Origin of the sequence: Flavonifractor sp. An306 (assembly GCF_002159455.1) — a bacterium.
GTDB lineage: Bacteria > Bacillota > Clostridia > Oscillospirales > Oscillospiraceae > Flavonifractor.
On the sequence record NZ_NFIQ01000092.1, the window covers coordinates 1 to 11905 of the forward strand.

The window sequence follows — 11905 nt, forward strand, 5'->3', positions numbered from 1 at the left end:
CACCCCATCCCCGACCTGACGGGATACATCACCGAGGGGCAGATCGTGCTGGACCGGGAGCTGGAGCAAAAGGGGATCTATCCCCCGGTGTCCATCCTGCCCTCCCTGTCCCGGCTGATGAAGGACGGCATCGGGGAGGGCTTTACCCGGGCCGACCACCCCGACCTGTCCAACCAGCTGTTCGCCTCATACTCCAAGGTGCAGGACGCCCGTAGCTTGGCCAGCGTCATCGGCGAGGACGAGCTCAGCGACATGGACAAGCGCTATCTGAAGTTTGGACAGGCCTTTGAGCGGAACTTCCTCAGCCAGGATCAGGGGGAGGAGCGCACCCTGGAGCAGACCCTGGAGCTGGGCTGGCGGCTGCTCACCATCCTGCCTCGTGGGGAGCTGGACCGGGTGGACCCCAAGACCCTGGACGCCCATTACGTGGAGGGCGCCTGGGAGCGCCAGGGGGCCGACGGCACCGCACAGCACATGTAAGGAGGGGAGTCCATGGCCAACCGACTGCCTACCAAGGGAAATCTGATGGCGGCCAAGCGGTCCCGCAGCCTGGCTCAGACGGGGTACGAGCTGATGGACCGCAAGCGGAACATCCTCATCCGGGAGCTGATGGCCATGATGGACACCGCCAAAGACCTGCAAGGCCAGATCGACACCGTGTTCACCCAGGCCTACGCCTCCCTCCAGGCGGCCAACATCCGCCTGGGCATCTGCGACCGCATCGCCGAGGCGGTGGATGTGGACGACTCCCTGGAGATCCGCTACCGCTCGGTGATGGGGGTGGAGCTGCCCCACATCCCCGGACAGTCCCCCGCACCCCGGCCGGAGTACGGTTTCTCGGGCACCTCGTCCCTGCTGGACGACTGCTATCTGAAATTCCATCAGGTCAAGGAGCTGACCCGCCGCCTGGCGGAGGTGGAGACCTCCATCTACCGCCTGGCCCAGGCCATCAAGAAGGCCCAGAAGCGGGCCAACGCCCTGGAGAACATCGTCATTCCCGACCTGGACGAGACCATCCGGGTGATCACCGACGCCCTGGAGGAGAAGGAGCGGGAGGAATTTGTCCGCATGAAGGTCATCAAACGGACCAAGGAAAAACAATAAGAGGGGCGCTGCCAGCGGCAGCGCCCCTCTGTTATGTTCCAATGCTCTCGATCAGGGCCGTTACCTCCTCCACGCTGAGGCCGGCGGAAGCGTGGAGGGAAAAGCTGTATGTTCCGTCGCTCCACACCGCCAGGAATACCAGCCCCGTTTCCCCTTTACAGGTAACAGCGTATGTCCCGACGGTCAGCTCCTCCTCCCAGCCGTAGGCGGTGAAGTCCCCGCTGACGTCCCCATCCCCCGGCGCCATGCGGTAGGTGATGGTCTGCCCATCGGTTTGCCAGCAGACCTCGGCCAGCTCCCCCTGCAGGCATCGGGCGCTCTCCAGGGCGTACCCCTCCGGCAGCCAGGCGGGGAGCAGCAGAGGATAGGACAGCTGCTCCGCCAGTTCCCCGGTGCTCTCAAACTGTTGTGCCGACCAGGTGACCTGTACCGGCGGGGTCTCCGCCGGTGTGCGGGAATCCAGCCACAGGGGGAAGCCTGCCGCGGCGCAAATCACCAGCGCCGCGCAGGCGGCGGCCAGCCGGGGCTGCCACCGGCGGTAGGCTGGTTTTTGCCCGGTCTCCAGCGCGGTGCGCAGACCTGCCAGCACCCGCCGCTCCACCTCCGGCGTCACGGTCACGGCGTCCATGATCCTTCGGTATGCCTGTCTAGTCTCCAAAGTCATCCCCCTCCCAGTTTTCCCGCAGCAGCCCCCGGGCCCGGGCCAGCAGGGAGCGCACGGTGGACTCCTTTTTGCCCAGCAGCCGGGCGATCTCCACGGTGGTGTACTGCTCGTAGTAGTAGAGATGGACCACCACCCGGTATTTGGGCGGCAGGGACTTCACGCTGTCCCAGACCTCCTCCAGCCGGGGGTCTTCGTTTTCCGCCGGCAGCAGGTCGCTGAGCTCCTCCTGGGGGTGCCGCCGCCAGTAGCTCAGCCGGTTTTTGCTCAGATTGGCCGCCACCCGCAGCAGCCAGGCCTTCTCGTGCTCGGCGCTGGAAAAGGGGGGCGCCTTTTGCAGATATTGCAATAGCGTGTCCTGGAGCACGTCCTCCGCCTCGTCCCGCCGATGCAGGTAGGAGAAGGCCAGCCGCAGAATGGCGTCCCCGTGGCGGCGGAGCGCCAGAGCGGCGTCCTCCAGGGGCTGGGTCCTGTCGTCTTCCTGGGACGTACCCGCCAGCCAGAGCCGCAGCCGGGCCAGCAGCCCTCTGCGGGGCGGGGTGAGCACACCTTCCATCTCCATTCCTCCTTTCACCAGGTATACAAATGAGGGGGGCAAACCGCTGCACCAAAAAAAGTTTTTCTTTTTTGCAGCGCTTTGCCGCCGCCATTTGTGTATAGGGCAGAGAGCGGACCGCAGGCCCGCCGCAAAAACAGAAAGGATGCGTATTACAATGAAACTGAAACAGACTTTCCTGGCCCTGTCCGCCGCTGCCGCCATCACACTGTCCGCCGTAGGCTTTGCCGGGGCCGCCGGACAGTCCGACCTGCTGAAGCTGACCATCGACGGCCAGGAGAGCGACACCCAGCTGGCTGTCATGGTGCCCGTCCGGGATCTGGCGGAGGAGCTGGGCTTCACTGTCACCTGGGATGGGGAGGACCAGATGGTTACCCTGGACAGCGGCACCATGCACGCCAACTTCACCATCGGGGTCAACTCCTACATTGCCGCCACCAGTATCGAGGGTATGGTGGGCATGACCGCCCCCTTCACCCTGTCCTCCGCTCCCGTGGTGTCCGACGGGGTGACCTATGTGCCTTTGGAGCTCTTTACCGTCCTGATGGGCAACTATGCCGACGCGCTCACCGTCACCGATGGAACGGTGGACCTGCGCACGGAGTTTTGACGCCTTAGTCAAAAACGGACCGCCCGCCGGGCGGTCCGTTTTTGCTTAGGTTGCGTAGGTGTGGGTGCAGAGCTCCCGGATCTTGTGCTGGAGGGTCTTCAGGTCCACAAAGGCCTCCGGCCGCTTGGAGGGGTCCCGCAGCAGGGCGGAAGGGTGGTACATGGCCATCATCCAGATTCCGGCCTTCTCCATCCACTGGCCATGCTCCCGGGTGATCTTGAAGTCCTCCCGCATCAGCTTCATGGCGGCGATCCGGCCCAGGCAGATGATGATTTTGGGCCGGAGCAGGGCCACCTGGTTGCGCAGATAGCCGATGCAGGCCTCCTGCTCGATGTTCAGCGGGTCCCGGTTTCCCGGGGGCCGGCATTTGACCATGTTGCCGATAAATACCTTTTCCCGCTTCAGGTCGATCATGGTCAGCATATCGTCCAGCAGCTGGCCCGCCCGGCCCACGAAGGGCCGCCCGGTCAGGTCCTCCTGCTCGCCGGGGCCCTCCCCGATGAACATGACCTCCGCGTCCCTGGCTCCCTCGCCAAAGACCACGTTGTGCCGGGTGTCGGCCAGAGCGCAGTTTTTACAGTTCATGCACGCTTGGTACAGTTCGTCCCAGTCCTTCATATGCTTCACCTCTCTTTCGGGCTTTTTTGACATTGTACCATAAGCGGGCGGGGGATACAACGCAGAGATTCTGTCAAAAATAACAGTTGCAATTTCGGAAAAAAACGCATATACTACCCTCAACAAAGGCGATGAGGACGACCGCCCCCCGTGAGGGCCGCCAGAGAATCCGGGTCACCGACTGAGAGCCCGGTCCGGCAGGATGGGACGGCGCAACACGTCTGAGCCTGCGCTTTGAGCCCGCCAGGGGGTAGAGGCGCACGTGAGCCCGCGTTAAGGGTTACCAAGTGGCTCCATCAAGGGCGATGGGGCAACCTACGGGTGGTACCGCGGAGTTTATTCCGTCCCGAAGCTGTGTAAAGGCAGCTTCGGGACTTTTTTTTATTTTTTCAGACAAGAAAGGTTGTGAACGGTATGGAAATTCTGAGAAGACAAATGACAACAGCGGTGGTGAGCCGGAATAACCAGGCCGTCACCCTTCACGGCATGGTCCACGCCCTGCGGGACATGGGCGGCATCACCTTCCTCACCCTGCGGACACGGCGGGGGCTGGTTCAGTGTGTGTGTACCGACAAGCAGGCCCTGGACGGAGCGACCGAGGGCTGCGCCGTCACAGTCTCCGGCCTGTGGCGCATCGAGCCCCGCTCCCCCGGCGGCAAGGAGCTGGCGGAGACCCAGGTGACCGTCCTCTCCCGTCCGGCGGCCCCCATGCCGGTGCCCCTGGCCAAGCGGAAGCTGGACCTGCATCTGGACACCGAGCTGGGCCTGCGGCCCGTGGTGCTCCGCGCCCCCCGGCAGCGGGCGGTGTTCCGCATCCAGGCGGCGGTGTGCCGGGCCTTTCGGGACTTCCTCCAGAGCAAGGAGTTCACTGAGATCCACACCCCCAAGATCGTCCACGCCGGGGCGGAGGGCGGCTCCAACATCTTCCGGCTGGACTACTTTGGCAAAAAAGCCTTCCTGGCCCAGTCCCCCCAGTTCTACAAGCAGACCATGGTGGGGGTCTTTGAGCGGGTGTATGAGGTGGGCCCGGTGTTCCGGGCGGAAAAGCACGCCACCCAGCGCCACCTGAACGAGTACACCTCCCTGGACTTCGAGATGGGCTTCATCAGCTCCTTCACCGATGTAATGGAGATGGAGCAGGGCTTTTTGCAGTACCTGATGGAGCTGCTGGGCCGGGAGTACGCCGCCGAGCTGGCCCTGCTGAAGGTGGAGCTGCCCGACGTTACCAAAATCCCCGCCGTCCGGTTCGACGAGATCAAGCGGCTGGCGGCGGAGAAGTACAGCTACCAGATCCGGGACCCTTACGACCTGGAGCCGGAGGAGGAGCACGCCATCGGCCGGTACGCCAAGGAGGAGTGGGGGAGCGACTTCGTGTTCGTCACCCACTACCCCAGCAAGAAGCGGCCCTTCTACGCCATGGACGACCCCGCCGACCCCAAATTCACCCTGTCCTTCGACCTGCTGTTCCGGGGGCTGGAGGTGACCACCGGCGGCCAGCGCATCCACGACTACGCCGCCCAGGTGGCCAAGATGGAGGAGCGGGGCATGGACCCGGCGGAGTTTGAGAGCTACCTGATGATCCACAAGTATGGCATGCCCCCCCACGGCGGGCTGGGCATCGGCCTGGAGCGGCTGACCATGCAGCTGTGCGGCCTGGACAACATCCGCCGGGCCTGCCTGTTCCCCAGAGACCGCACCCGTCTGGAACCGTAAGGAGGAAAAGCAATGAAGATTACCGAAGAACTGGTGGACTATGTCTCCCAACTCTCCCGCCTCCAGCTGCCCCAGGAGGAAAAGACCGCCATGACGGCCCAGCTGGAGGGGATCGTGGCCTATATGGACGTGCTGAACGGTTTGGACACCTCCGGCGTGGAGCCCATGAGCCACATCTTCCCCCTGAAAAATGTGACCCGGCCCGACGAGGTGGTTCCCTCCGGAGACCGGGAGGCGCTGCTGGCCAACGGTCCGGCGGTGAAAGACGGGGCCTTCCTGGTGCCCAAGACGGTGGAGTGAGGTGAGGGAAATGGAACTGCATACACTGACCGCTCTGGAGCTGGGGGAAAAGCTCCGCTCCGGCGAGGTGACCCGGCAGGAGGCGGTGGAGGCCGCCCTCTCCCGTATCCGGGCCGCCCAGGGCGCAAACAACGCCTTTATTACCGTGACCGATGCTCCCGCCCCGGCGGCAGAGGGGGCGGTTTCCCCTCTGGCTGGGGTGCCCATGGCCTACAAGGACAACATCTGCACCAAGGGGGTGCGCACCACCTGCGCCTCCAGGATCCTGGGGGACTTCACCCCCTGCTACGACGCCACGGTGGCGGAGCGTCTGACCGCCGCCGGGGCGGTGAGGCTGGGCAAGCTGAACATGGATGAGTTTGCCATGGGCTCCACCTCCGAGACCTCCTGCTTCGGAGCGGTGAAAAACCCCTGGGACCTGACCCGGGCCCCCGGCGGCTCCTCCGGCGGGGCGGCGGCGGCAGTGGCGGCCGGCGAGGTGTGGTACGCCATCGGCTCGGATACCGGCGGCTCCATCCGCCAGCCCGCCGCCTACTGCGGCGTCACCGGCATGAAGCCCACCTACGGCACCGTGTCCCGGTATGGCCTCATCGCCTATGCCTCCTCTCTGGACCAGATGGGCCCCATCGCCCGCTCCGCCGCCGACTGCGCGGCGGTGCTGGACATCATGATGGGGAAGGATGTCCGGGACGCCACCAGCCTGGACGCCCCCGCCGGGGGGCTGCTGGCCTCCCTCACAGGTGATCTGCGGGGCAAGCGGATCGGCCTGCCCGTCGACTGCTTCGGAGAGGGGCTGGACCCGGAGGTCCGGGCCGCCGTGCTGGCCGCCGCCGAGGTGCTGAAGGCCCGGGGGGCCACGGTGGAGGAATTCGCCCTTCCCGTCATGAAGTACGTGGTGCCCGCCTATTATATCATCGCCTGCGCCGAGGCCAGCTCCAACCTGTCCCGGTTCGACGGGGTGAAGTACGGCTGGCGGGCTGAGGGATATGAGGATCTGGGGGAGCTGTATGCCAAGACCCGCACCCAGGGCTTCGGCACCGAGGTGAAGCGGCGGATCCTGCTGGGTACCTTCGTGCTGTCCTCCGGCTACTACGACGCCTACTATAAAAAGGCCCTCCAGACCAAGGCGGTGATCAAGGCCGCCTTTGACGGCGCCTTTACCAAATACGACCTGCTGCTCACCCCGGTGGCCCCAACCACCGCCCCCAAGCTGGGGGAGAGCCTCAGCGACCCGCTGAAAATGTACCTCAGCGATATCTACACCGTATCGGTGAACCTGGCGGGCCTGCCCGGCCTGTCCATGCCCTGCGGCTTTGATCAGAAAGGCCTGCCCATCGGGGCTCAGCTCATCGGCCCGGCCCTGGGGGACGCCGCCGTGCTCAATGCCGCCTACGGCTATCAGCTGGACACCGACTATCACCGCCAGACCCCGAAAGGAGGGGATGCCCAATGACCTGGGAAACTGTCATCGGCCTGGAGACCCACGTGGAGCTGGCCACCAAGACGAAAATTTTCTGCTCCTGCACCACCGAGTTCGGCGGGGCCCCCAACACCCACTGCTGCCCGGTGTGCATGGGCATGCCCGGCACCCTGCCGGTGCTCAACCAGAAGGTGGTGGAGCTGGCGGCCACGGCGGGGCTGGCGCTGGGCTGCGCCATCACCCCCGTCAGCCGGTTTGACCGGAAAAACTACTTCTACCCCGACCTGCCCAAGGCCTACCAGATCTCCCAGCTCTATCTGCCCATCGCCCGGGACGGGGCGGTGGACATCGGCGGCGGCAAGACCATCCGCATCCACGAGCTCCACATGGAGGAGGACGCGGGCAAGCTGGTCCACGACCCCTGGCTGGACCAGACCCTGGCGGACTACAACCGCTGCGGCGTGCCCCTCATCGAGATCGTCACCGAGCCCGACTTCCGCTCCGCCGAGGAGGTCATCGCCTATCTGGAGAAGCTGAAGGAGACCCTGCAATATCTGGGAGTGTCCGACTGCAAGATGCAGGAGGGCTCTCTCCGGTGCGACGTAAACCTGTCGGTGCGGCCGGCAGGCTCCACGGAGCTGGGCACCCGCACCGAGATGAAGAACCTGAACTCCTTCAAGGCCATCTCCCGGGCCATCGTCTATGAGGCCAAGCGGCAGATCGAGCTGCTGGAGGAAGGCAAACGGGTGGTGCAGGAGACCCGCCGGTGGGACGAGAACAAGGACGCCACCTACGCCATGCGCTCCAAGGAGAACGCCCAGGACTACCGCTACTTCCCCGACCCGGACCTGCCGCCGGTGGAGCTGAGCCAGGGGTACCTGGAGGGGCTGCGGGCCGCTCTGCCCGAGCTGGCGGAGGCCAAGCGAGCCCGCTACCAGGGCGACTGGGGCCTGCCCGCCTACGATGCCCAGATGATCACCTCCCAAAAGGCCCTGGCCGACTTTTTCGAGGCCCTGGTGGCCCTGGGCACCGACCCCAAGCAGGGGGCCAACTGGATCATGGGGGAGGTGCTGGGCCAGCTGTCCGCCCACGGCCTGGAGGCCAAGGACATGGCCCTGACGCCTCCCACCCTGGCCCGGCTCATCGCTCTGGTGAAGGAGGGCAAGGTTAACCGTAACACCGCCGTCAAGGTCTTTGAGGCTGTTTTTGAAACCGACGGCGATGTGGACGCCTATATAAAGGAGCACGGCCTGGAGCAGGTGTCCGACACCGGGCTGGTGGAGCAGGTGGTGGACCAGGTGCTCTCTGCCAATGAAAAATCCGTGGCCGACTTCAAGGCGGGCAAGGAAAAGGCCTTTGGCTTTTTGGTGGGCCAGGTTATGCGGCAATTAAAAGGCCAGGCATCTCCGGCGGTGGTGAACCAGGTGCTGCGGGACCGGCTGAGCTGACCGGAGGCGCATAGTTTTTCCCAAAACGGGGAAAGCTGTGGGGCAAAAGGGAGGGAACCGCATGACCAATTCCGAATATCAACGCCTGGTGGACGCCAAGGCCAAGCCGTCTCCCATGGCCAAAAACCTGCTGTGGGCCTTTCTGGTGGGGGGAGCCATCTCCACCCTGGGGCAGGGACTGCTGAATTTATATAAAGGATGGGGCCTGGACCAGGATCAGGCGGGAACGGCGGTCTCCGTGACGCTGATTTTCCTGGCCGCCCTGTTTACCGGGCTGGGCTGGTTTGACAAGCTGGCCAAGCACGCCGGCGCGGGCACCCTGGTGCCCATCACCGGCTTTGCCAACGCGGTGGTATCCCCCGCCCTGGAGTTCCGCAGCGAGGGCCTGGTGATGGGAGTGGGGGCCAAGTTGTTCGTCATCGCCGGGCCGGTGCTGGTGTACGGCATCTCGGCCAGCGTGCTGTACGGCCTTTTGCTGGTTTTGTTTGGGGGAGGCTAATCCGCCTCTTTTTGCTCACGCAGAGCCGGACAGAGTGAAAATGACTCTGTCCGGCTCTGCCTTTCTTTTTGCATATAGTCAATTTACAGTAAGAAAAGGAAAAAAGTAGAAGGCGATTTATGAAAAAACATCAAACAACTATTTCCTTTCCTGGGAAAAGAGCCGATATATAGAATAGAGAGCCTGCTGCCCCAAAAGGAGACAGGGATAAAAGTGAGGGATCTGACATGAGAACGAGAGAAAAGAGAGTGAGTACCGTCCATAACAATGTCAAGTTTGGTATTGTAGCAAAGCTATTGTTGGGAATCTTGATACCACTGTTTGTGGTATTGATTATTATGGGTGTCTTTTTAGGGATTCAGGGGTCTGGAACCATCAATGAGGTCATGAGCGCTGAACTGGACGCAGGTTCAAACGCCGCAGCCAATGAGGTAAAGGGCTTTTTTGAACGCTATTATGGAATTACCGAGTGCCTGGCGGCCACCCAGATCGTTCAGGACACGGTGATGGAGGATACCCAGGGAGACATCACCACCGGCGCGCTGTATAACAGCCTGCTGAAGACGCTGTCACTGATTCAGGGGGACAATCAGGAGGATATGGCCTATCTCTGGGTAGCCAAATTTAAGTCTGGTGAAATCCTGCAAAATGACGGTCAAGTTTATGGTCCGGCAGATTTGGACTATACAACTCGGGAATGGTATAGTTTAGTGATGGAAAAGGGGGGGAGTGTTGCCACAGAGGCATATATCAGCGTCAATACCAACGACTTGATGGTGACAGTGGCCAGCCCGGTTTTTGTCAATGGACAGATCCAGGGTATCGTTGGTATCGATCTGAATATGGAAAATCTGAACCAGTTATTGGGCAGTGTCAAGGTGGGCAACACCGGCTATATTACCCTGTATGATTCCAATGGGCAGATTCTGTTCCACCCGGACAGCTCTTTGATTGGGATCAACGCCACCGAGGCCAATTACTCTTCCAATATGCTCAACGCCATTGTGAACAAAGAGAACCACAGCGCCATGCTCTATACCCGCAGCGGGACCCGGTACTACGGCAGCACCACCAGTATTGATTCCGTCGGCTATACTATGCTGGGCGTTATGCCGGAGGCAGAGTTTGTCTCATATACCAACGGAATTCTCCGTATTCTGGTTGTGGGTATTGTGACGTGCGCTGTGCTGCTGACGGTCATCTGTGTGTTTATCGCCCTGTCCATCACCCGCCCGCTGAAGCGGCTGGATGCGGCGGTGAGCCAGCTGGCCGACGGCGAGCTGAACGTGACGGTGGATACCGGGGGCCATGACGAGGTCAGCGAGCTGGGCGGAAATGTGGCCCGCATTGTGGAGCGGCTGAAGGAGTACATAGATTATATCAACGAGGTCTCCGACGTACTGCTTCAGATTGGAGAGGGCAATCTGGTCTTCACCCTGCACCAGGATTATGTGGGCGAGTTTTCCAAGATCAAGGATGCGCTGCTGCATATTCAGGGCACCTTGACGGAAACCATGCTCTCCATTGCCCAGTCGGCGGACCAGGTGAACGCCGGGGCAGAGCAGATTGCCAGCGGCGCCCAGGCCCTGGCCCAGGGGGCCACCGAGCAGGCGTCCTCCGTCCAGGAGCTGTCCTCCGCTGTCCAGGAGCTGTCCGGGCAGGCCACCGATGAGGCCAACAAGGCTGTGGAGGCCGGGGAATTCCTGATGAAGATCCAGGGCGAGGTGGAGAAGAGCAACGAGCAGATGTCACGGATGCGCAAAGCCATGGAGGATATCAGCGTCCAGTCCAGCGCCATCCGCAGCATCATCAAGACCATTGACGACATTGCCTTCCAGACCAACATCCTGGCGCTGAACGCCGCCGTGGAGGCGGCCCGGGCCGGCTCCGCCGGAAAGGGATTTGCGGTAGTGGCGGATGAGGTGCGCAATCTGGCGGGCAAGAGCGCTGAGGCCGCCAAAAAGACCAACGAACTGATTGAGAACTCCGTCAACGCCGTCAAGCATGGCGAGGAGCTGACCCAGACCACCGCTGACAGCCTGTCTGTGGTGGCGGACGGCACCCATCAGATCGTAAATACCATCCACGGCGTGGCGGAGGCCTACCGCTCCCAGGCTCACCGGCTGACGGAGATTGCCAGCGGGGTGGATCAGATCTCCGACGTGGTGCAGACCAACTCGGCCACGGCGGAGCAGAGTGCGGCCGCCAGTGAGGAGCTGTCCGGCCAGGCCAGCATGATGCGGGAGCAAGTGGCCCATTTCAAGTTCGAGAAGTCTGGCGAATATATCCCCCCTGTGTCCCACAGCAGTATGCCGGAGCAGGACGAGTTTACGACAGACTTCAGCAAGTATTGACAGATAAAAGAAACGGATGCGCCGCAGCTTGCGGCGCATCCGTTTAATTTTGTCAAAAACGTTATCCGGCAGGGGGCTGGTACTGCTGGGCATAGTCGGGATAGAGGGCTACCAGGGTATCCGAAATAGCCTGATATTCCGCCTGGGTAATCTCCCGGGTCCGCTCATAGACGTAGACAGTGACGCCGTCCTCCAGGGGGAAGGACTGGTCCAGCCGCCGGTAGGCGGTGCCGATGCCGGTGCCGTCCAGCACCGGCTGGGCCAGCACGGTGAGGATGTGCTGGTTGTCCGCGCCCAGGTGGGTCTGCACCGGGTCGGCCACGATCAGGTAGTCGGCGGTGAGGGCGTTCCAGGAAAACCCGTCCCGCTTGTCCACCGTGGCGAAGTAGATCATGGAGGTGGATGGCCCGCCGGACTGGGGGATATTCAAAGAGCGCAGGGTGTTGTCATAGATGCTGGAATTAAAGGTAAAGGACGAGGCGAGCACCGCCGCGGTCTTTTGCTCCTCCGCCGAAAGACTGTCCACATACACCCGCAGGGCCACCAGCTGGGCCAGGTCGGTGCGCTGGCCGGGCACGTAGGTGAAGGCGGGCAGGGGGTCGGGTACGGCGATCTCCGAGGG

At 62.6% G+C, this 11905-nt stretch carries 11 protein-coding genes and 2 pseudogenes; 9 read left to right on the plus strand and 4 right to left on the minus strand.

The annotated features are described in order from the left end of the window. Both B5F88_RS16885 and B5F88_RS16890 read left to right on the plus strand, forming a co-directional pair. Positions 1-480 (plus strand): annotated as a pseudogene (locus B5F88_RS16885) (V-type ATP synthase subunit B); the annotation flags it as partial. A gap of 12 nt (positions 481-492) precedes the next feature. Beyond that, positions 493-1104 (plus strand): V-type ATP synthase subunit D, encoded by a 612-nt coding sequence (locus B5F88_RS16890; protein WP_087348407.1) that lies wholly within the window; start codon positions 493-495, stop codon positions 1102-1104. A 31-nt stretch (positions 1105-1135) separates the two neighbouring features. Here B5F88_RS16890 and B5F88_RS16895 read toward each other — a convergent pair whose 3' ends face one another. Beyond that, on the minus strand, positions 1136-1762 hold the full coding sequence (locus tag B5F88_RS16895; RefSeq protein WP_140402165.1) for a hypothetical protein: 627 nt from the start codon (positions 1760-1762) through the stop codon (positions 1136-1138). Continuing rightward, complete coding sequence (locus B5F88_RS16900) at positions 1752-2321, minus strand: sigma-70 family RNA polymerase sigma factor (protein ID WP_087348412.1); 570 nt, start codon at positions 2319-2321, stop codon at positions 1752-1754. Before B5F88_RS16900 ends, B5F88_RS16895 begins: the two co-directional genes overlap by 11 nt. A 157-nt stretch (positions 2322-2478) precedes the next feature. On the opposite strand from B5F88_RS16900, the gene B5F88_RS20815 reads away from it, so the two are divergent. Continuing rightward, on the plus strand, positions 2479-2931 hold the full coding sequence (locus B5F88_RS20815; protein WP_162612227.1) for a copper amine oxidase N-terminal domain-containing protein: 453 nt from the start codon (positions 2479-2481) through the stop codon (positions 2929-2931). 45 nt (positions 2932-2976) lie between these two features. Here B5F88_RS20815 and B5F88_RS16910 read toward each other — a convergent pair whose 3' ends face one another. Further along, entirely contained in the window at positions 2977-3549 is a 573-nt protein-coding gene (locus B5F88_RS16910; RefSeq protein ID WP_087348415.1) for a uracil-DNA glycosylase, read from the minus strand. A 414-nt stretch (positions 3550-3963) separates the two neighbouring features. Here B5F88_RS16910 and aspS point away from each other — a divergent pair, with 414 nt between their 5' ends. From aspS to B5F88_RS16940, 6 genes are all read left to right on the plus strand, one after another. Continuing rightward, positions 3964-5262, plus strand: a complete 1299-nt coding sequence (aspS, locus tag B5F88_RS16915) for an aspartate--tRNA(Asn) ligase (protein ID WP_087348416.1) — start codon at positions 3964-3966, stop codon at positions 5260-5262. 12 nt (positions 5263-5274) lie between these two features. Further along, positions 5275-5562 (plus strand): Asp-tRNA(Asn)/Glu-tRNA(Gln) amidotransferase subunit GatC, encoded by a 288-nt coding sequence (gene gatC / locus B5F88_RS16920; RefSeq protein ID WP_087348418.1) that lies wholly within the window; start codon positions 5275-5277, stop codon positions 5560-5562. Between the two features lie 10 nt (positions 5563-5572). Continuing rightward, positions 5573-7015: an Asp-tRNA(Asn)/Glu-tRNA(Gln) amidotransferase subunit GatA gene (gene gatA, locus B5F88_RS16925; protein WP_087348421.1), complete on the plus strand. Its 1443-nt coding sequence runs from the start codon at positions 5573-5575 to the stop codon at positions 7013-7015. Further along, complete coding sequence (gene gatB / locus B5F88_RS16930) at positions 7012-8430, plus strand: Asp-tRNA(Asn)/Glu-tRNA(Gln) amidotransferase subunit GatB (protein WP_087348423.1); 1419 nt, start codon at positions 7012-7014, stop codon at positions 8428-8430. The genes gatA and gatB overlap by 4 nt, the downstream gene beginning before the upstream one ends. 61 nt (positions 8431-8491) lie before the next feature. Further along, positions 8492-8929, plus strand: a complete 438-nt coding sequence (gene spoVAC / locus B5F88_RS16935; RefSeq protein ID WP_087348425.1) for a stage V sporulation protein AC — start codon at positions 8492-8494, stop codon at positions 8927-8929. A gap of 386 nt (positions 8930-9315) precedes the next feature. Continuing rightward, positions 9316-11283, plus strand: coding sequence for a methyl-accepting chemotaxis protein (locus B5F88_RS16940; protein ID WP_162612228.1), 1968 nt, complete (start codon positions 9316-9318; stop codon positions 11281-11283). 61 nt (positions 11284-11344) lie between these two features. On the opposite strand, the pseudogene B5F88_RS16945 reads toward B5F88_RS16940, so the two are convergent. Further along, positions 11345-11905: pseudogene (locus B5F88_RS16945) on the minus strand (hypothetical protein); the annotation flags it as partial.